We start from the raw sequence: 20,046 nt of genomic DNA, 5'->3' as shown, positions 1-20,046 counted from the left end.
CATTTGTTCTTGCTCGTGAACATTTCGACTTCTAGCATCGCGCTCAGAACTTTTCGGAGACAAGTATCGTGCCCACAGGCCAAGAAATAACGATTCACGAGCGCACCTCGGGTGCCTGCTGGATCACGATCGACCGCGCACAAAAGCACAACGCGCTCTCGCGCTCGGTCCTCACCGAAGTCGCGGCTGCCGTGAGCGAAGCCGGCGCGCGACCCGGCACCCGCGTCGTCGTGCTGACCGGCGCGGGAGAACGCTTCTTCGCGGCCGGCGGAGATCTGCGCGACCTGGCCAGCGTGCGCGACGAAGCCGCGACCCTGGCCATGACCGACGAAGCGCGCGGCGCGCTCGATGCCATCCGCAACTGCCCGCTGCCGGTCATCGGCCTGCTGAACGGCGATGCAATCGGCGGCGGCGCCGAGCTGGCACTGGCCTGCGACATGCGGCTGCAGTCGGCGCATGCGCGCATCGGCTTCATCCAGGCGCGCCTCGCCATCACATCGGCCTGGGGCGGCGGGCCCGACCTGTGCCGGCTGGTCGGCGGCGCACGCGCCATGCGGATGATGAGCCGCTGCGAAATGGTCGACGCGCAACAGGCACTCGCCTGGGGACTTGCGGACGCGGTCATCGGCGACGGCGCCGACGGCCTCGACGTCGCCTCTTTTCTCGAACCGATGCTCGCCTGTCCGCCTCAGGTTCTGCGCGGCATCAAGGCGCAGACATCGGCATGGCGGCGCGGCGAAAGCCACGACATGACGCGCGCCATCGAGCAGCGGCATCTGGTCGGCACATGGCTGCATGACGACCACTGGCGCGCCTCCGAAAAACTTCTTTCCAAGGCCAAACCATGAGCAGCGACACCGCCGACACCGCAACCCAGCTACCGCCCGAACTTCGCCCCGTGAATCGCAGCGGCGTCGAGGTGCCCACCAGCGTCGCGGCACCCGCAGCCGATGCCGCGAACGACGCCGCGCAGATCGGCGCGCCGGGCGAATACCCGTTCACGCGCGGCATCTTTCCGGACGGCTACAACGGCCGGCTCTGGACCATCCGCCAGTACTCGGGCTTCGGCACGGCGGAGGAATCGAACGCACGCTACAAATTCCTGCTGGGCAAGGGGCAAACCGGCCTGTCGGTGGCGCTCGACCTGCCGACGCAATGCGGGCTCGATCCGACGCATCCGATGGCACGCCCGGAGATCGGCAAGGTAGGAGTGTCGCTCTCCAACCTGAGCGAGGCGGAGATTCTTTTCGAGGGGCTCGACCTGTCGAAGATCTCGACCTCGTTCACCATCAACGGCACCGCCGCCATCATCTATGCGATGTATCTGGCGGTGGCCGACAAGCAGGGCGTGCCGCGCAGCAAGCTCACCGGCACGATCCAGAACGACATCCTGAAGGAGTACGTGGCGCGCGGCACCTGGATCTTTCCGGTACGCCCGTCGATGCGGCTCATCGCAGATTCGATCCTGTATTCGAACGACGTCTCGCCGCGCTTCAACCCGATCAGCATCGCCGGTGCGCACGTTCGCGATGCGGGCGCGACGGCCGCCGAAGAGATGGCCTACACGCTGGCGAACGGACTGGCCTATGTCGACGAGCTGCAGTCGCGCGGCGGCGACGTGGAGAAGTTCGCCAAGCGGCTTTCGTTCTTCTTCTACGTCCACATGGACTTCTTCGAGGAGATCGCGAAGTTCCGCGCCGGCCGCCGGCTCTGGGCGCGGCTGATGAAGGAGCGCTATGGCGTGCAGGACCCGAAGGCGCAGCACTTCCGCTTCGGCGTGGTCTGCGGCGGCTCTTCGCTGGTGGCGCCTCAGCCCTACAACAACGTCGTGCGCGTGGCCGTCGAGACGATGGCGGCGGTGTTCGGCGGCGCGCAATCGATCTTCACCTGCGCCTTCGACGAAGCCTTCCAGATTCCGACCGAGTTCTCGGCCGAACTCGCGGTTCGCACGCAGCAGATCATTGCCTACGAGAGCGGCATCGGCCGCACGGTGGACCCGCTCGGCGGCAGCTACTTCCTGGAGCAGCACACCGACCGCATGGAAGAGAAGATCGTGCAGGTGATGGACGAGATCGAGGCATACGGCGGCGTGACGCGCGCCATCGAGGAAGGCTGGATCCAGCTGCGGCTGGCCGAGCGCGGCCTCGAACGCAAGCTCGACACCGATTCCGGCCACAACGTCATCGTCGGCCAGAACCACTTCAAGAAAGCGAATGAGGAGATCAAGGTCGGCGAGGTCTTCACGCTCGACCCGACCGTGGCCAAACGCGCGCTGGAGAAGTTCCAGCGCACGCTCGACACGCGCAATCAATCGGCTGTCGATGCTTCTCTGGAAAAGCTTGCAGTGGCCGCAGCCAAGGACCGCGAGAACGTCATGCCCTACCTCGTCGATTGCTGTCATGCCTACGCCACGGTCGGCGAGATGGTGAGCTGCCTGAAAAAGGAATGGGGCGAATTCAAGGAACCGGTGAACCTATGACCACGACTCTCCAGGCCGTACCCGCGCTCGCCGGCAAGCGCATCCTGATCGGCAAGCCCGGTCTCGACGGTCACGACATCGGCGCCAAGATCATCGCGCTCACGCTGCGCAACGCGGGCGCGGAGGTGATCTACACCGGCCTGCGCCGCAGCCCGCTGCAGATCGCGCAGGTGGCGATCGACGAAGGCGTCGACGCGGTAGGGCTCAGCATCCTTTCGGGTAGCCACAAGGAACTTGTCGAGGACGTGATGGCGCAGCTGCGCGAGCTCGGCGCCGGCGACATCAAGGTCTTCGTCGGCGGAACGATTCCGGCGGAAGACCAGCCGCACCTGAAGCAGCTCGGCATTGCCGCCATCTTCACGGCCGACATGCCGCTGGACCTGGTGGTGCGGGTCCTGGCCGAGAGCCTGCAATGAACGGCGCGCCGCTCGCCGGTATCCGCGTGGTCGAGGTCGGCCACATGCTGGCCGGTCCGTACTGCGGGCTGATGCTTGCGGACATGGGTGCCGAGGTGATCAAGATCGAGACCAGCGAAGGCGACATCGGCCGCACCGTGAGCCCGCATTTCATCGGTCCGCACAACGCGTATTTCGCCAGCCTCAACCGCAACAAGAAGAGCATCGTGATCGACTTGGCGAGCGACGATGGCCGCGAGGCGCTCGGCGGCATCGTCGCGCAGTCGCATGCGCTGGTGACCAACCTGCGACCCTCGGCGATCAAGAAGCTCGGCCTGACCTACGACGCGTTGCGGCAGTGGAACGAGCGGCTGGTCTGCGTCGCGCTGACCGGCTACGGACTCGACGGGCCGTACTCGGAAAATCCGGCCTACGATTACGTGATCCAGGCCATGACCGGCGTGATGGCGCTTACCGGCGATCCTGACGCGCCGCCGACCAAGGCCGGCTATTCGGCGGTCGACAACTCGGCCGGACTGGTCGCCGCCGTCGGACTGCTGGCGAAGATCGTGCAGGGTCGCGGCGGCCAGGTCGACGTGTCGATGTACGACGTGATGCTGTCGCAGCTCAACTACCTTGCCGGCGCCGACCTGAACGCCGGCGAGACGATCCAGCGGATGCCGTCGTCGTCGCATCCTTACGTGGTGCCGGCGCAGATCTTTCCGACGGCCGACGGCTGGCTCACGCTGTTCATCACGCACGACAAGTTCTGGAAGAAGTTCTGCGGCGAGATCGGTCGGCCGGAATGGATCGTCGATCCGAAGTTTTCTACCATGCCGGGTCGTCGCGCCAACCGCGCCGAAGTCGTAGTTGCCATCGCGGCCGAACTGGCCGGATCGTCCGCTGCCGAATGGGTGCGGCGGCTGGCACCGCTCGGCGTCGTCGCAGCGGAAGTCGGCACGCTGAGCCAGGCGCTGCGCAGCGACATCGCGGCCGACCGCTCGCTGGTCGTTCAGCTCGGAGACGGAGAACTGCCGCTGCGCGCCGTCGCCAGCCCGTTGCGCTTCGGCGACTTCACTCCCACCTACGACCTGCCGCCGCTGCTCGACGAGCATCGCGAAGAAGTGCTGGGCTGGGCCACGGCTCGCGCATGACACCGCTCGACCGCCGGGCGCTCGGCCGCACGCTCACGACGTTGGCCAATGCCGGCGCCGCCGAGCTGGCGCAGCGACCGCTGCGCACGCCCGTCGAGCCCGGCGCGCGGCGCATCGGCATCACGGGAGCGCCGGGCGCGGGCAAGAGCACGTTGCTCGGTCACCTGGCGCTGGTGCGTGCGGCGCGCGGGCGACTCGGCATCCTGGCGGTCGATCCGAGCAGCCCGAAAAGCGGCGGCGCCATCCTCGGCGATCGCGTGCGCATGGACGAACTCGAAGGCGCCGCCGAGCTGTACATCCGCTCGCTGGGCTCGCGCAAGACCTCCGACGGGCTCGCCGACAACCTGCCCGAGATGCTCGACGCGATGGACGATTTCGAGTTTGCCGAAGTGCTGCTCGAAACCGTCGGCGTCGGCCAGACCGAGTACGCGGCGCGCGTGCAGGTCGACACGCTGGTGCTGGTGCTGCTGCCGGAGAGCGGCGACACGGTGCAGGCGATGAAGGCCGGGATCATGGAGATGGCGGACATCTTCGTCGTCAACAAGTCCGATCTGCCGGGCGCGCAGAAGATGGCGACCGACATCAAGCGCATCGCGACGATCTCGCGCCATGCGCCCGGCGCCTGGATTCCGCCGGTGCTGCTCGCATCGGCCTCGCAGCCGGCATCGATCGAGGCGCTGTCGCAGACCATCGACTGCCACCAGGCATGGCTCGCGACCGGCGACCGCAAGGCGCACCTGCTGGAGCAGCGCGCGCGCTACAGGCTTCGGCGCCTGCTGGAGATTCATGCGGCGGAAGTCGTCGCGCAACAGGACGCGGCCTTCTTCACCGCGCCGCTCGCGCAACAGCTTCAGCGCGCGCTGGAAAAAATCAACAGCAGGAGACAACCATGCATGGATTCACCGGACGGATAGCGCTCATCGCGGCGCTGGTCGCAATACATCTGTCACTGCTAGCCACCTCGGCCGCACGGGCCGACGATTTCCCGAGCCACCCGGTCAGGATCGTGGTGCCGCAGACACCGGGCGGCGCGTCCGACGCGCTGGCGCGGATCATCGGACAGAAGCTCGGCGAGAAATGGAAGCAGCCGGTGGTCATCGACAACCGTGCCGGCGCAGGCGGCAACGTCGGCATGGAGATCGTCGCCAGCGCACCGGCCGACGGCTACACGCTGCTGATGAGCTATGTCGGCACGCAGGCCATCAACGGCGCGCTCTACAAGAAGCTGCCCTTCGACCCCGGCACCGACTTCGCACCGGTCGCCACACTCGCGACGCTGCCGTTCGTGATGGTGACGAAGCCGGGTGCGCCCTTCAAGACGGTCGCCCAGCTCATCGCCGCGGCCAGGAGCCGCAGCATCACCTACGGCTCGGCAGGCAACGGATCGGTCAACCATCTGCTCGGCGAGATGTTCAACGCCGCGGCCGGCGTCAAGCTGGTGCATGTGCCGTACCGCGGCGCGGCACCGGCACTCAACGACCTGATGGGTGGCCAGATCGATCTGGTCTTCACCAGCCTGCCGTCGGTCGCCGGGTCGATACGCAGCGGCACGCTGCAGCCGATTGCCGTCACCAGCGCGAAACGCGCAGCCTCGTTCGGCAGCATTCCGACCATCGCCGAAGCGGGCTTCGCCGACTTCGACGTCAACCCCTGGTTCGGCCTGATGGCGCCGAAGCGCACGCCGGCGGAGCTCATCCGGAAGATCAACCGCGACATCGAGGAGATCCTGCTGTCGAAAGAACTGATCGACGCGTTCGCCGCGCAGGGTGCGGAGCCGTATGCGACGACGCCGGAGGAGTTCGGTGCCGTGCTGAAAACCGATCTGGTGAAGTGGGGCCAGGTGGTAAAAGCGTCCGGAGCCAGTGTCGACTAGGGCGAACCAAGGCGAACTAAGGCGAAGGAACGCGTGGAAACCTTGCACCCTCTGCACAAGCCGCCGCCGGCCGAACACAGCGGAACCCAGAGCATAGAGCGTGCGCTGCGCATCCTGCGCGAGCTCGCGGCGCGCGGCGAATTCGGCTGGCGCCTGTCGGACCTGGCCGCCCGCTGCGAAGTCGACAAGGGCACGGTCCACCGCATCCTTTCGTGTCTCGTGCGGGAGCGCTTCGTGCTCCAGCGCGCGATCGACAAGCACTACTTCCCCGGGCCGATGCTTTTCGAACTCAGCCTGTCGCTGCCGGGCTACGGTCTGTTCCAGCAGGCCAGCGAGCACCGGCTCGCCCGCTTCGCAGCCGAGGCCGGCGCCATCGCCTGGCTGATGCTTCACAGCGGCAACGAATACGTCTGCGCTGTGCGCAGAGGCAAACTGGAACTGCGCGGGCTGATGGTGCATACCGGCACGCGGCGTCCGCTGTTCACGTCCGTCGGCGGTATCGCCATCCTGCAGACGCTGCCGTATCTCGAAGCCGAGAGCATCCTCGCGGAAAACACGCAGCAGGAGATTGCGCAGCGCGGCAGCGGACGCCTTGAGGCGCTGCAGAAGATGCGTGAGCGGTCGAGGCAGCACGGCTTCGGCGTGAATCTCGGCGACGTCGTGCCCGGCGTGCATGCGTTCGCCGTGCCGGTTCGCGGTGCCAACGGCCGTGCGGTCGGGGCGGTCTGTCTGACGGGCCTGCCTGAACAGTTCGGCGAAGCGCGCATACCGGCGTTGAAGGAAGCGCTGACCCAGATCGCAGAAGGTCTGGAGAACGACGCGCGCCACTTCCTCGGCTCTGTCATGCAGGTGGCTGCGTTCGCCGCCGTGCCTCCCGGACCGCTCGCGCCGGACGCTCCCTAGGACAAGTTCGGATCGTGAAACTCCGGGTCCGGGCCCTATGGGCAGCGGAAAACACGGTCGATATTCTCGATCGGAGAGACAACTCCGAAACGGGAAAAGATGAACGTCGACACTGCGATCAACCTGGAAGACCTGCGCCGCATGGCGCAGCGCAAGCTGCCGAAGATCGCATTTGATTTCATCGACGGCGGCGTCGACGACGAGGACTGCATGCGCCGCAACCGCGACGCCTTCCGCCGGTTTCAACTGGTACCGCGCTATCTGGTCGATGTCTCCAGACGCGACCAGTCGACCGAGCTTCTGGGTCGCCGTTACGCCAGCCCGTTCGGCATCTCGCCCACCGGTCTGGCGGGCCTGTTCCATCCCGGCGCCGACCAGCTGCTGGCGCATGCGGCCAAGGCCGCCGACATACCCTTCCTGCTGTCCAGCGCCAGCAACGCATCGGTCGAGGAAGTGGCGAAGATCGCGCCCGACCATGTCTGGTTCCAGATCTACGGCACCCGTGACGAGCGCATCAACACCGACCTGGTGAAGCGCGCACGCGACGCCGGCGTGCGCACGCTGGTCGTCTCGGTCGACGTGCCGGTCAATTCGAACCGGGAGCGCAACCGGCGCAACGGCTTCTCGCGGCCTTTCCGCATGACGCCGTCGATCGTGCTGGAGGCGCTCGGCCATCCGGTCTGGGTCCTGCGTTACCTGCGCAGCGGCGGCATTCCGATGATGAGCAACTGGGCGCCGTACGGTCCCAAGGGCGCATCGGCATCGCAGGTGGCCGACCTGTACGGCACGCTCACGCCGGCGCCGATGGTCCAGTGGCACACGCTGGAACGCATCCGCGATGCGTGGAGCGGTCCGCTCGTCGTCAAGGGGCTGCTGCATCCGGAAGATGCGCGTCTGGCGGCCGACCTCGGCGTCGATGCGCTGATCGTCTCGAACCACGGCGGCCGCCAGCTCGACGTCGCGCCGTCGCCGCTGGAGATGCTGCCCGCCATCCGCGCTGCCGTCGGCGACCGGGTGGAGCTGATGCTCGACAGCGGCGTGCGGCGTGGCTCCGACATCGTGATCGCGAAATGCCTCGGCGCCCGCTTCTGCACCTTCGGCCGGCCGACGCTGTTCGGCGCCGCGGCCGGCGGCGCACGCGGCATCGCACGCGCACTGCAGATCGTGCGCAACGAGATCGACATGGTCATGGCGCAGATCGGGTGCAGCGCATTCGACGCGCTGGACGAGCGATACGTCCGGACCGAAGGCAGCGGTCCGGAATGGGGTTCGAAGCCAGTACCCCTGCCGGTGCCACAAATCAGGAGACAACGATGATTTCTTTTCGAAGATGCGGCCGATGGGCCGCAGCCCTGCCCATTGCGCTCGCGCTATTTTCCGGGGGCGGCGCCGAGGCGCAGGGCCAGAGTTACCCGAACCGGCCCATCCGGATCATCGTCGCCTACCCGCCCGGACAAAGCACCGACATAGCGACGCGCTACTTCGCGGCCAAGCTCGGCACGGCGCTCAACGAAGGCGTGGTGGTCGAGAACAAGGCCGGCGCATTCGGCAACATCGGCACGGCGTATGCCGCGCGCGCAACGCCCGATGGCTATACGCTGATCATGGGCGCTTCGGGAACGCACGCCATCAATCCGGCGCTCTACGAAAACGTCGGATTCGATGCAGAGAAAGACTTCGAGCCGATCGTCGCGACTGCCTTCATCCCGATGGTGATCTCGGCGCATCCGTCGCTCAACGTGAATTCGCTGCCGGAGCTCATGCAACTCGCCAAGAACAAGCCCGGCAAGATCGATGTCGCGCTGCCAAGCGTCACCGCGCAGCTCGTCTTCGAGTTGCTCAGGCAGCAGAACGTGCCGCTCTTTCCCATCAAGTACAAGGGTTCGGGCGAGGCGATGACTGCGCTGCTGGGCAACCAGGTTCCAGTGCTGATCGACACGGTTGCCGCCTCCCGCGCACAGTTCGGAAAGATCAAGCCGCTTGCCGTGACATCGGCCAAGGCGATGGCTGCGCTGCCCGACATCAAGTCGGTTGCCGAGCAGGGCGTCACCGGCTTCAGCATCGTCGCCTGGAACGCGCTGATGGCGCCGCGCGGCACGCCTCCGGAGATCCGTGACCGCATCGAAACCGAAATGCGCAAAATCATCGCGCTGCCCGAGACAGCCAAGGCGCTGCACGACCTCGGCTTCGAACCCGCACCGCAGATGAACCATGCCCAGCTGGTCGCATGGCTGCGCTCCGAGCGCACGACCGATGCGGAAATCATCCGCAGCGGAAAGATGAAAGTCGACTGACGCGAACGCGTCCGAACCACCAACCACACCCAACCCAGAGGAACCTCCACCATGTCCGCCATCGCCACCGAACTGAAGATCCGCCAGCTGCATTCCGACTTCGCGATCGAGATCGACGAACGCATCGACCAGCTGCTCGACGACCCCGATGCCATCGAACAGATCCGCCAGCTCTGGCAGACATCGCCGCTCATCGTCTTTCCGCGCCAGTGCCTCGAAGAAGTCGACCAGGTGCGCTTCACCGGCCTGTTCGGCAAGTGCGAGAGCGCCAACCGCAAGGACATCCAGTCGCCCTACCACGACGAGATCATCTACTTCAGCACGCTGCGCTATGCCGACGGCCGCTTCGTCGGCGGTTTCGCGGGCGGCGACGACGTGGACTGGCATTCGGACCAGACCTTCGTCGCACGTCCGGCCACCGGCGCGATCCTGTATGGCGTCGAGGTGCCCAAGGGCGGCGGCGACATCTACTGGGCCAACCAGTACGCCGCGTGGGACAGCCTGCCGGCCGACATACAGAAGCTGATCGAAGGCCGGACCGGCACCTATCACTATGCCAAGCGCTTCGCAATCCTGAAGGCGCCGGAACTGAAGAACACCGAGCAGGGCAAGAAGATGGCCGCGTTGCCGCCGGTGCAGCATCCGCTGGTGCTGACCCATCCGGTCACCGGCCGCAAGGCGCTCTATGCCGACCCGACCACGCTGGTGTCCATCGAAGGCCTGAGCGAGGAAGAGAACGCACGCGTGATGCCGATCCTGTTCAAGGCCGGCGGCAACCCGGCCTTCGTCTATCGCCACAAGGTGCACAACGGCGATCTGATGTTCTGGGACAACGGCTGCACCATGCACCGCCGCGACGAGATGAGCATCGACCAGCCGCGCCTGATGAAGCGGACCACCTTCCGCCTGTCGGCCGACGCGCATTGCGTGCCTCATTGATCGCGGCACCGTCGTGAACACATCCCGTGTATTCCTGCGCGTCAACCGCGTCCACGCGGACCTCTGCGAGCAGGCGCGCGAAGCCACGGTGTCGGATCTGCACGAAGCCGCCGTATCGCGCAGCCCTGGCGGACTGATGTCCAGCCGCATGCGACCGATCCAGAAAGGCGCCCGCATCGCCGGTCCGGCCGTGACGGCCTACTGCGCACCGGGCGACAATCTGATGATGCATCGCGCGCTCTACCTGGCCCAGCCCGGCGACGTGCTGGTGGTGGTCTGCGATGCGGAGACCTCGGGCGCGCAGTGGGGCGACATGGCCACGCGCTACGCGATGCGCAAGGGGCTGGCCGGCGTCGTCGTGCAGGGCTGCGTACGCGACACCGACACGGTCGAATCGCTCGGCCTGCCGGTCTGGTCGACGCACATTCTGTCGATCCATCCCGACAAGTGCGGCCACGGCATGGTCAACGCACCGGTCGTCTGCGACGGCGTGCTGGTGAATCCGGGCGACCTCATCGTGGCGGATGGCGACGGCGTCATCTGCGTGCCGAAAGCCGATGCTGCAGCCACTGTCGCCGGCGCCCTGGCCCGCATGCGCAAGGAAGAGGAAATGGCCGAAGCAGTCGCGCGCGGCGAGGCGGTCTGGGATCTGGGCGGCTCGGCGGCGAGTTACGCGAAGATGGACATCGAGGAGATCGACGGGGCTTTCGACGACCTTCGTTGAGCTTCGCCGAGCCTCACCTCAGTGCCCGGCGTGCCCCGCATGCCCGCCGGCCGGCTTGCGGATCTGCACCTCGACCTCCGCAGCCGGCATGTTCTCCGCAGGCATCGCCGAGTTGCCCGATCCGTGGTGATGGTGCGCCTCGGGCGGTACCGCCTCTGCTGAGCCGTTCCCCAATCCGTTCTCCACTTCCCGCGCCACCGTCCCCGCCGGATGCCTGAACCAGCCCGGATCGCCGTAGTCGCCCGCCTTCTGTCCACGGCGCACCTTGACCACGCTGAACATGCCGCCCATCTCGACCGATCCGAACGGGCCCTTGCCGGTCATCATTCGTGCGGTGTTGGCGGGTATCGGCATCTCCATCGCGCCCATGTCGGCCATGCCGCGCTCGCCCATCGCCATGTAGTCGGGCACCAGGTTCGCGATTTTGCGAACGATGTCCTTCTGCTCGACGCCGATCATGGTCGGCACGTCGTGGCCCATCGCGTTCATCGTGTGATGGCTCTTGTGGCAATGGAAGGCCCAGTCGCCCTCCTCGTCCGCGACGAATTCGAATTGGCGCATCTGGCCGACCGCCACGTCGGTCGTGACCTCCGGCCAGCGCGCGCTCTTCGGCACCGGTCCGCCGTCGGTGCCCGTCACCTCGAATTCGTGACCGTGCAGATGCATCGGATGATTGGTCATGGTGAGGTTGCCGACGCGGATGCGGACCTTGTCGTTCAGGCGCACGTTGAGCGAATCGATGCCGGGAAAGACACGGCTGTTCCACGACCAGATGTTGAAGTCGAGCATCGTCATGATCTTCGGCGTGGCGCTGCCGGGCTCTACGTCGTAGGCATTCAGCAAAAAGACAAAGTCGCGATCGACCCTGTCGATCAGCGGATGACGACCCTTGGGATGCGTGACCCATGAACCCATCATGCCCATCGCCATCTGCGTCATCTCGTCGGCATGCGGGTGATACATGAAGGTGCCGGGCCGGCGCGCGACGAACTCGTAGACGAAAGTCTTGCCCGGCGGAATGCCGGGCTGCGTGAGACCGGTGACGCCGTCCATGCCGTTGGGCAGGCGCTGGCCGTGCCAGTGCACGCTGGTGTGCTCGGGCAGCCTGTTGGTGACGAAGATCCGCACCCTGTCCCCTTCCACGACTTCGATAGTCGGCCCCGGCGACTGGCCGTTGTAGCCCCAAAGATTGGCCTTGAAGCCGGGCGCCATCTCGCGCACGACAGGTTCGGCCACCAGGTGGAATTCCTTGACGCCGTCGCGCATGCGCCAGGGCAGCGTCCAGCCGTTGAGCGTGACGACCGGGTCGTAGGGCCGGCCGCTCGGCGGTGCGAGTGGCGGCATGGTGTCGGGTGTGATCTGCATCACGGGCTCGGGCAGTGCGGCCATGGCCACCTCGCTTACGCCGGCGGCGGCGAAAGCGCCTGTGATGGCGCCTGCGCCGGTCAGAAAATTGCGTCGGTTGGTCATGTCGTTTACTGTGTCGTTCACCGTGTCTGGAGGGGTTTGCCAATGACCGATGCGGCCAGCGCGGCATCGGCGAGCCAGAACTGCTGTTGCGCGTCGATGGCACGGCTCACGCTGGCGACCTGATCGCGAGCCTCGGCCAGAAGCTCGAAGACGCCGATCAGCATGCCGTTGTAGCGAAGCGCGTTCTCGTCGGCCATCGCCTGGCGCAACGGCACGACCTCGTCGCGGTAGTGGCGCGCGATGTCGTAGGCGGTCCGGTAAGCGGAGTAGCCCTGGCGCAATTGCGAGGCGGCGCTGCGAACGGTCGCGTCGTACTGGTTCGCCGCGGCCAGCGACTGCGCGTTCAGCACGTCGCGGCGCGCCGAGCCCCAGTCGAACAACGGCAGCCGGATGTCGAGCTCGAAGCCGCGCCGCGTGCTTTGCGTGCCGGCTGCGTTGTCGAACGCCGTGTCGCGCCGGCCGCCGATCTCGACGTCGGTAAAAGTGGAAAGCAGGTTGATGCCTTGCGAACGACCGGCGACTTCCAGCTGCGCGCGCGCCAGCTGAGCGTCCAGGCGCTGCGCCGTCGCCGCGCCCGCGACCTCCGTCGCATCGCGCGGCGCCGGGGGCAGATCGGCAAGCCGCTCCGGCAGGGTGAGTTGAGCGGCCTGCGCATCGTCGAGCCCAATGGCGCGGACCAGCTCCTCCCGCGTGGCGGTCGCCGCGTGCCGCGCCAGCGCGAGTTGCGTCGTCGCGTCGGCATGGAAAACCTGCTGTCGCGCGCGCTGCAGCTTGCTGAAGTTGCCGACACTCTGCATCCGGCGCGCCAGTTCTGCGCTGGCTTCGGCGGATTCGCTGACCTGTTCTGCGTAGCGGACCGACTGCTGCGCGGCCACGGCCCGAACCCAGGCCTGCCTGACGCCCGTGACCTGGTCGACGACTACGCCCGTGAGCTGGAGCCTGGCCCGATCGGACTGGCTTCTGGAGATTGCCATCCGTTGCGGCAGCAGGATCAGGTCGACGAGTCCGAACGAGAGCAGGCGTCCCAGTTCGAGCTCGCTGCCCAGGCGCAGGCGCTCGAAGGTGAAGACCGGGTTGGGCAGGCGGCCGATCTGGTTGGCTGCGGCAATGTCGACCCAGCTTCGCGCGATCAGCGATTGCACGGCCGGGCTGTTGGCAAGCGCGAGCTGGACCGCGCCGTCCTGCGACAGCGGAGCGGCGAGCAGGTCGCGCGAAAGTGCGGCGCGGCGATCGGTCTGCACCTGCGTGCGGCTCAGTTCGAGATTGCCGCCGGTGAACTGCTGTGCCCGGACGTTGGTGTCTTCGACGGCTTCGTCGATGCCGACGGAGGCGCAGCCGGAGAGCAGCACGGCAGCGGCAGCCGCGGCGATGATCAAAGAAAAAGATGCCGGGCGAAAAGCCGGCGAAGAATGGAACATGGGCGTCCTCGCGAAATCATGAACGGAGCGCCAGACATGCAGCAAAGGCGATGTCGACGGCGCGGGCGATGCGTTGGGGCGCTCGTGCCGGTCCGCGACGCGAATCGCGGACGCACCAATGCCCGGAGCTCAGCCGCGAGGCGGTTTCTCTGGGACGCGCGACGTGTTCGTCGCCATCGCGAAGGATGGCTCGGCCAGGTCGGCAGGCGGCAGGTCCTGGACGACGACTGCGGAAAAAAGACAGGTCAGCGCCGTCGCATGGCAGGCGCCGCAGGTGGCGCACTGATGCGAAGCTTCAGTGGGTGAGTCAGTAGATGAGTCAAAGGATGAGTCGGCTGCTGCATGGTCATGTGCGTGGTCGTGCCCCGAGTCCTCGTGCGCCGTCGCCGCAACGGGGTCTGTATGTCCCGAGCCGCAGAACGCCATGGTCGCGGCCGCGTACGCCTGAAAGGGTACGGCGATCATCGCGATCCAGAGAACGAGCAGGCGTAGCCAGGGCATGAAGGGACTTTGCACCTTCGCATTGTGTCAAGGTCAAGCCGTTCGGTCCGCCGAAAACACTTTCCTCAGGATTTCCGGCACTTCGAAAGCCGCGCGGTTGCGCATCCGCAGCGTGGCAGAGCGATACGCAGGCAGTTCCGCAACCAGCGAATCCACGGCCTCCCGCACTTTCGCGAATCCCGGCACCACGATGCCGACGCCGTGCTCTCGCACCCACTGCACGTTGTAGCGCTCCTGCGGCAGCGTCCACCGGTTGCAGGCAACGATCACCGGCAGCTTCATCTGCACCGCTTCGCTCACGCTGCCCGGTCCCGGCTTGCCGATGAAGAAGTCGGCGAGCCGCATGTAGCGCGCCGGATCGGGCGTGAAGCCCAGCACCAGGCGCGGTGCCTGTCCGGGCTGCGCCGGCAATGCCCGAAGCGCGTTGGCCAGCTTCGCGTTGTGACCGCAGGCCAGGATCAGCTGCCTGTCGGGCAGGCGACGGGCGATGTCCAGCATGGCCTTCGCACCCTGACCGCCGAACAGCACGATGCCGGTGGTGCGGTGCGGATCGAGTCCGAGTTGCCGGCGCGCATCCGCACGCGCGTCGCAGTCGTCGCTCTCATCGCCATGCTGCGCTTCGTGAAAGCCGTGCCGCAGGATCATTCCCGAGGTCGCGTGGATGCGCGACGGTGCGCAGCCGGCATCGCGCGCCTGCTGCACGGCGCGGTCGGAGCCGCAGACGACGTGCTGGTCGAGGCCCTTCTCGATCCAGAAGTTCGGAGGATGGTCGGCAAGATCGGTCAGCACGGTCACGTAAGGCGCCTGCGGACACGCCAGCGCCAGCGACGCACGCAATGCACGGTTGAAGTTGGGAATCAGCGAGACGACCATGTCGGGCTGCGTCGCGGACCAGTGGACGCGCAGCCGCCGCACCAGCGCCGCATGCGACCAGCGGATCATGGCCTGCAGCACCTTGAGTTCCTGCGCGAGCCCCGCAGTCCAGCCGCGCTTGATGCGCTGGTTGTAGACATCTTCCGGATCGATGCCCGTGAAGCGCCGGAAGCCGTCGGTCGGGTCGAGCACCTCGCGAAGGTTGACCAGGCGCACGTTCCACTTCAGTCCCGCACGCACGATCGCCGCCTCCAGGGCGAGCGCCGAAGCGCGGTGGCCGCCGCCGGCGTCGATGTAGACCAGATCGACGGTGCATGTCGTGACCGAAGCGGCAGCGCCCTCGCTCTCTGCGACGTCCGAATCGGCACGCGGATCGAGCAGCATCACGCGTGCACTGCCGCAGGTTTGGGTGCAGCGCGCTCCAGCCTTCCGGCAGCGACGGGCATGTGTTCGGCCCAGCGCAGGATCTCCAGCGTGCCATCGGCATGCTCGGCAAGGGCCGTCAGGCTTTCGACCCAGTCACCGTCATTGCAGTAGAGGATGCCGTCGATGTCGCGCATTTCGGCATGGTGGATGTGGCCGCAGACGACGCCCTGCACGCCGCGCTTGCGGGCCTCGCGCGCCACCGCCTGCTCGAAATCGCCGACATAGCTGACGGCACGTTTGACCTTCAGCTTGAGGTACTGCGACAGCGACCAGTACGGCAGCCCCATGCGCGCGCGCAGCGAATTGAGGTGGCGATTGAGCCGCAGCGTGAATTCGTAGAGCGAATCGCCGACATGCGCCAGCCACTTCGCGCACTGGATCACGCCGTCGAACAGGTCGCCGTGCATCACCCACAGCTTCCGGCCGTCGGCCGTCTCGTGGATCCAGTCGTCGACGACATCGATGCCGCCGAAGTTGTGGTTCAGATACTTGCGCGCGAACTCGTCGTGGTTGCCCGGCACGAAGATCACACGCGTGCCCTTGCGTGCCTTGCGCAACAGTTTCTGCACCACGTTGTTGTGCGCGGGCGGCCAGTACCACTGCCGCTTCAGCTGCCAGCCATCGATGATGTCGCCGACCAGGAACAGCGTCTCGCATTCGGTGTGCTTGAGGAAATCGAGCAGTGCATCCGCCTGGCATCCGGGCGTGCCGAGATGCAGGTCGGAGATCCACAGCGTGCGGAAATGCCGCACGGGGCGTGCGGCGGTGTCGGTCCATGCGTGGAGAAAGGCGGCGTCGCGTTGCATGGAACCGGAGCTTCCGGCGTGCGGAAGACAGCGGCGTGGCAACCGCGTGAAGGTTCAATGACCGTCAGTGCAGCGCTGTATTTCCACCGTCGAATGCACGATCTCCTCGTGCATCGAGAACTGCGCCCGCACCGTGTCGGCATCGAGCGTCGCCGAGTGCGTCACCACCGTCAGCGCACACGAATATGCAGCGCGCCCGACGCGCCACACATGCAGGTCGGCCACCCGTGTGTGCGAATCGGCCAGTCCCTGCTCGACGCCTTCGCGGATCTCGGCGACCACCGGATGGTCCATCTCGCGGTCGAGCAGCACCCGTCCGGTTTCCATCAGCAGTCCGCGTGCCCAGTTCGCGACCAGCACCGCGCCGACGATGCCCATCGCCGGATCGAGCCACGACCAGCCGTAGATCCAGCCGCCGATCAGCGCAGCGATGGCGAGCACCGAGGTTGCCGCATCGGCGAGTACGTGGATGTACGCTGACTTGAGGTTGAGGTCGGGCGCATCGTCATGCGCATGGTCGTGTCCGTGCGCATGTCCGTGATCGTGACCATGACCGTGCTCGTGCCCGTGCGCGCCTCCCAGCAGCCGCGCGCAGATCAGATTCACGATCAGCCCGAAGCCCGCCACGGCGATCGCCTCGCGGTAATGGATCGGCTCGGGCGACCACAGCCGCTCCAGCGAGCCGACCACCATCAACACCGCGACGCCGACCAGGAACAGCGCGCTGGCGAATCCGGCCAGAACCTCGATCTTCCAGGTGCCGAAAGCGAAGCGCGGATCGGCCGAGTGGCGCCGCATCGCGCCATACGCGAAAGCGCTGAGCCCGATGGCGAACGCGTGCGAGCTCATGTGCCAGCCGTCGGCAAGCAGCGCCATCGAGTTGAACCACCAGCCGGCGCCGATCTCGATCAGCATCGTCGCCAGCGTGATCCACATCACCAGCCGCGTGTTGCGCTCGGCGCGGTGGCTGTCGGTGTCGAAACGGTGGGTGTGTTGCCAGTCGCTCAGGTGGTGGGTGTGCATGAAAAGACTCCGGATTTCGAATCGGTGTGCGGATCAGGTCGCGAACATGTCGCCGTCGCGGCTCGGCGGCGCCACGCCCAGGTGCCGGTATGCCGCCAGCGTGGCGATGCGCCCGCGCGGCGTGCGTTGCAGATAGCCCTGCTGGATCAGGTACGGCTCGATCACGTCTTCGATCGTTCCCGACTCCTCGCCGATGCTGGCGGCGATGTTGTCGAGCCCGACCGGACCGCCATCGAATCGATGGATCACGGCTTCGAGCAGCTTCCTGTCCATCAGGTCGAAGCCTTGCGGATCGACGTCGAGCATGGCCAGCGCCCGGTGCGCGATGTCTTCGGTGATGCGCCCGTCGCCCTTGACCTGCGCATAGTCGCGCACACGGCGCAGCAATCGGTTGGCGATTCGCGGTGTGCCGCGCGAGCGGCGGGCGATCTCGAAGCCGCCGGCCGCATCCACCGGCACCTTGAGCAGACCCGCGCTGCGCGTGACGATGCGCGCCAGCTCTTCGGGCGTGTAGAACTCCAGCCGCGAGACGATGCCGAAGCGGTCGCGCAGCGGATTGGTCAGCATGCCGGCGCGTGTGGTGGCGCCGACCAGCGTGAACGGCTGCAGGTCGAGCTTGATGCTGCGCGCCGCCGGCCCTTCGCCGATCATGATGTCGATCTGGTAGTCCTCCAGCGCGGGGTAGAGGATTTCTTCGACGACCGGGCTGAGGCGATGGATCTCGTCGATGAAGAGCACGTCGTTGCGCTCCAGGTTGGTGAGCAGCGCCGCCAGGTCCTTCGGTTTTTCCAGCACCGGACCGGAGGTCTGGCGCAGATTGACGCCGAGTTCGGCCGCGATGATGTGGCTGAGCGTGGTCTTGCCGAGGCCTGGCGGGCCGAACAGCAGCACATGGTCGAGCGCCTCGCCGCGCTGGCGCGCCGCACCGATGAAGATTTCCAGTTGCTCGCGCACCTTGGCTTGGCCGACGTATTCGTCGAGCAGCTTCGGTCGCAGGGCCCGTTCGATGGCCTCTTCGTTCGGCGAGGCGGGGGCTGCGGACACCATGCGGGGCGGGGCGGGAGCGAAATCGTCGGTCTGGATGGTCATGGCGCAAAAGGAGTGCAGGACAGTTTAGTAGGCGTTGACTGGCATCGCGCGCCTGGGGCCGCTGGCAAAATACGATGTCTTTCCGACAAGGACGACATGTTTCCTCCCCGCGTGCCGCAAGCGCACGATTTCCAGACGCTCCAGGGCGATTCCCTCTCGTACAGTCATTGGCGCAGTGCATCGCGTCGACGCGGCGTGGTCGCGCTGATCTACAGCGGTTCCATACAGCGCGCGGACCCGGCAGCGCTGATCAGCGCATTCGATCTGCCGGACTTCGACTTCTTCGCTTTAGATGCTGGCGGCCTCGACAAACCCGGTCGGGACTTCCTCGCTCCCATTCGCAACCTGCAGTCGTTCGTCGAGCACATCGGCGCCGCGCATGGCGTGCCGGTAGGCAACCTGTTTCTCGTCGGCCAGGGCGACGGTGCCCTGGCGCTGGCGCTGTGGGCACACGACCACGGAGCGCGAGTGCGCGGTCTGACACTGGTCGCGCCGACCTTCGAGGTCCGAAGCGCGGTGCCTTTTGCGCGCATCGGTGCGCAGCTGACGCGCGCATGGCGCGGGCCTTTGAGCGACGAACGAGAAGCCGGCGTCGAACGCACGGTATCGGATGCCGGCGCTGTCGCCTGCCCGGTGCAACTGCTGGTCGCCGGCGCCGACCGCACCGCGCATCCCGAGTTGCAACAGCGCTTCTTCGACGGATTGAGCTCCACGAACAAGGCCCGGCTCGACCTGCCCGGCGCGCCGCACGACGTGTTCGGCGCGGCCGATGGCGCGACAGCCATCCTCGCGGTCCGCACCTTCTTGCTTCAGCAGTTCGACGCGCCTGCGGAACCGGCCATTGCGTCGTCGATCGCAAAACAGAGCAATTCCGCCGGTACGGCTTCGACCGAACCACCTGCGCCGCCGCAGCAGCCTTTTGCGATGCGATGGCGCGGTCGGTTGTCGGAAGGCATCCGGCTGGGCCTCGCTGGCGGCTTCGATTCCGGCAGCGCGCTCGACCATGTCTATCGCGCGGAGCCGCAAGGCCGTGGCGCGCTCGGTCGCCGCATCGACGCGAATTACCTGAAAACGATCAAGGCAGACGCCCTGCGCGAACGGATGCGACATGTCCAGAACTTCGTCCTCGAAACGATGGAGCACCTGGCCGAGCGCCGCCGCGACGTGCGGCTGATCGACATCGCCGCCGGACCGGGTCGCTATCTGCTGGATGCCATCCGGTCGAGCCCGGTCAAGCCCGGCGCGATCCTGTTGCGCGACATAGCCGAAGCGGAAGTGCGCGCCGGACAGGGCTGGATCGCACGCTACGAGATGCACGACGTGGCGCGCTTCGAAAAGGCCGATGCATTCGATCGGCTGAGCCTGGCGAGCATCTTTCCACGCCCGACGATCGCGATCGCTTCAGGGCTGTACGAGCTCTTCGAAGACGATGCGCTGGTGCGCCGATCGCTCGTCGGCGTCGGCGATGCCGTGCAGGACGGCGGCTATCTGATCTACACCTGCGCGCCCTGGCATCCCGGGTCGCCGCCGACCGGCCGCCGCCGCTCCCAGGCCTCGCTGGACCGGCTCGTCGAGGAAGCCGGTTTCCGGAAGGTCGATCAGCTTGGCGATGTCTGGGGTCTGCACACCGTGTCGTTGGCTGTGCGTAACGAATAGGCGAACAGGCAGGCGGCAGATCG

General features: G+C 66.5%; 19 protein-coding genes. 12 read left to right on the top strand and 7 right to left on the bottom strand.

Going from position 1 to position 20,046, the window contains the following annotated elements; translation table 11 throughout:
* Positions 1-68: 68 nt before the first annotated feature.
* The 11 genes from ACSFA3_RS09845 to ACSFA3_RS09795 all read left to right on the top strand — a co-directional run bounded on the left by ACSFA3_RS09845 (position 69) and on the right by ACSFA3_RS09795 (position 10,761).
* Positions 69-848 carry an enoyl-CoA hydratase/isomerase family protein gene (locus ACSFA3_RS09845; protein ID WP_435505265.1) on the top strand — a complete coding sequence of 260 codons (780 nt, stop codon included), beginning with the start codon at positions 69-71 and terminating at the stop codon, positions 846-848.
* Positions 845-2,479, top strand: coding sequence for an acyl-CoA mutase large subunit family protein (locus ACSFA3_RS09840; RefSeq protein WP_435505264.1), 1,635 nt, complete (start codon positions 845-847; stop codon positions 2,477-2,479). The genes ACSFA3_RS09845 and ACSFA3_RS09840 overlap by 4 nt, the downstream gene beginning before the upstream one ends.
* Positions 2,476-2,895 (top strand): cobalamin B12-binding domain-containing protein, encoded by a 420-nt coding sequence (locus tag ACSFA3_RS09835; RefSeq protein ID WP_435505263.1) that lies wholly within the window; start codon positions 2,476-2,478, stop codon positions 2,893-2,895. Before ACSFA3_RS09840 ends, ACSFA3_RS09835 begins: the two co-directional genes overlap by 4 nt.
* On the top strand, positions 2,892-4,028 hold the full coding sequence (locus tag ACSFA3_RS09830; protein WP_435505262.1) for a CaiB/BaiF CoA transferase family protein: 1,137 nt from the start codon (positions 2,892-2,894) through the stop codon (positions 4,026-4,028). The genes ACSFA3_RS09835 and ACSFA3_RS09830 overlap by 4 nt, the downstream gene beginning before the upstream one ends.
* Entirely contained in the window at positions 4,025-4,942 is a 918-nt protein-coding gene (locus tag ACSFA3_RS09825) for an ArgK/MeaB family GTPase (RefSeq protein ID WP_435505261.1), read from the top strand. Before ACSFA3_RS09830 ends, ACSFA3_RS09825 begins: the two co-directional genes overlap by 4 nt.
* Positions 4,918-5,901, top strand: a complete 984-nt coding sequence (locus ACSFA3_RS09820) for a Bug family tripartite tricarboxylate transporter substrate binding protein (RefSeq protein ID WP_435505260.1) — start codon at positions 4,918-4,920, stop codon at positions 5,899-5,901. Before ACSFA3_RS09825 ends, ACSFA3_RS09820 begins: the two co-directional genes overlap by 25 nt.
* Positions 5,902-5,934: 33 nt before the next feature.
* Positions 5,935-6,804 (top strand): IclR family transcriptional regulator, encoded by an 870-nt coding sequence (locus tag ACSFA3_RS09815; protein ID WP_435505259.1) that lies wholly within the window; start codon positions 5,935-5,937, stop codon positions 6,802-6,804.
* A gap of 99 nt (positions 6,805-6,903) precedes the next feature.
* Positions 6,904-8,121 carry an alpha-hydroxy acid oxidase gene (locus ACSFA3_RS09810; protein ID WP_435505258.1) on the top strand — a complete coding sequence of 406 codons (1,218 nt, stop codon included), beginning with the start codon at positions 6,904-6,906 and terminating at the stop codon, positions 8,119-8,121.
* Entirely contained in the window at positions 8,118-9,098 is a 981-nt protein-coding gene (locus ACSFA3_RS09805) for a Bug family tripartite tricarboxylate transporter substrate binding protein (protein WP_435505257.1), read from the top strand. The genes ACSFA3_RS09810 and ACSFA3_RS09805 overlap by 4 nt, the downstream gene beginning before the upstream one ends.
* 51 nt (positions 9,099-9,149) lie before the next feature.
* A complete protein-coding gene (locus ACSFA3_RS09800; RefSeq protein WP_435505256.1) occupies positions 9,150-10,037 on the top strand; it encodes a TauD/TfdA dioxygenase family protein in 888 nt (295 codons plus the stop codon).
* 13 nt (positions 10,038-10,050) lie between these two features.
* The gene (locus ACSFA3_RS09795; protein ID WP_435505255.1) at positions 10,051-10,761 is read left to right on the top strand and encodes a 4-carboxy-4-hydroxy-2-oxoadipate aldolase/oxaloacetate decarboxylase; all 711 of its coding nucleotides are present in this window, start codon (positions 10,051-10,053) and stop codon (positions 10,759-10,761) included.
* An 18-nt stretch (positions 10,762-10,779) separates the two neighbouring features.
* Here the strand turns inward: ACSFA3_RS09795 and ACSFA3_RS09790 are convergent, their stop codons facing one another.
* The 7 genes from ACSFA3_RS09790 to ruvB all read right to left on the bottom strand — a co-directional run bounded on the left by ACSFA3_RS09790 (position 10,780) and on the right by ruvB (position 18,367).
* Positions 10,780-12,231 (bottom strand): multicopper oxidase family protein, encoded by a 1,452-nt coding sequence (locus ACSFA3_RS09790; protein ID WP_435506192.1) that lies wholly within the window; start codon positions 12,229-12,231, stop codon positions 10,780-10,782.
* 17 nt (positions 12,232-12,248) lie between these two features.
* Positions 12,249-13,649: a TolC family protein gene (locus ACSFA3_RS09785; protein WP_435505254.1), complete on the bottom strand. Its 1,401-nt coding sequence runs from the start codon at positions 13,647-13,649 to the stop codon at positions 12,249-12,251.
* Between the two features lie 129 nt (positions 13,650-13,778).
* Positions 13,779-14,150, bottom strand: coding sequence for a hypothetical protein (locus ACSFA3_RS09780; protein ID WP_435505253.1), 372 nt, complete (start codon positions 14,148-14,150; stop codon positions 13,779-13,781).
* A 33-nt stretch (positions 14,151-14,183) separates the two neighbouring features.
* Positions 14,184-15,407: a glycosyltransferase gene (locus ACSFA3_RS09775; protein ID WP_435505252.1), complete on the bottom strand. Its 1,224-nt coding sequence runs from the start codon at positions 15,405-15,407 to the stop codon at positions 14,184-14,186.
* A complete protein-coding gene (locus tag ACSFA3_RS09770) occupies positions 15,407-16,255 on the bottom strand; it encodes a UDP-2,3-diacylglucosamine diphosphatase (RefSeq protein WP_435505251.1) in 849 nt (282 codons plus the stop codon). Before ACSFA3_RS09770 ends, ACSFA3_RS09775 begins: the two co-directional genes overlap by 1 nt.
* A gap of 54 nt (positions 16,256-16,309) precedes the next feature.
* Positions 16,310-17,278, bottom strand: coding sequence for a CDF family Co(II)/Ni(II) efflux transporter DmeF (gene dmeF, locus ACSFA3_RS09765; protein ID WP_435505250.1), 969 nt, complete (start codon positions 17,276-17,278; stop codon positions 16,310-16,312).
* 33 nt (positions 17,279-17,311) lie between these two features.
* Positions 17,312-18,367 carry a Holliday junction branch migration DNA helicase RuvB gene (gene ruvB / locus ACSFA3_RS09760; protein WP_435505249.1) on the bottom strand — a complete coding sequence of 352 codons (1,056 nt, stop codon included), beginning with the start codon at positions 18,365-18,367 and terminating at the stop codon, positions 17,312-17,314.
* A gap of 96 nt (positions 18,368-18,463) precedes the next feature.
* Between ruvB and ACSFA3_RS09755 the strand changes: the two genes are divergently transcribed.
* Positions 18,464-20,023 carry a class I SAM-dependent methyltransferase family protein gene (locus ACSFA3_RS09755; RefSeq protein WP_435505248.1) on the top strand — a complete coding sequence of 520 codons (1,560 nt, stop codon included), beginning with the start codon at positions 18,464-18,466 and terminating at the stop codon, positions 20,021-20,023.
* Positions 20,024-20,046 lie beyond the last annotated feature (23 nt).

This window comes from Variovorax glucosi, from assembly GCF_051216695.1.
In the GTDB taxonomy this organism is placed as follows: Bacteria; Pseudomonadota; Gammaproteobacteria; order Burkholderiales; family Burkholderiaceae_C; genus Variovorax.
The sequence above is the reverse complement of the archived record's forward strand: the minus strand, read 5'-3'. Positions and strand labels throughout refer to the sequence as shown.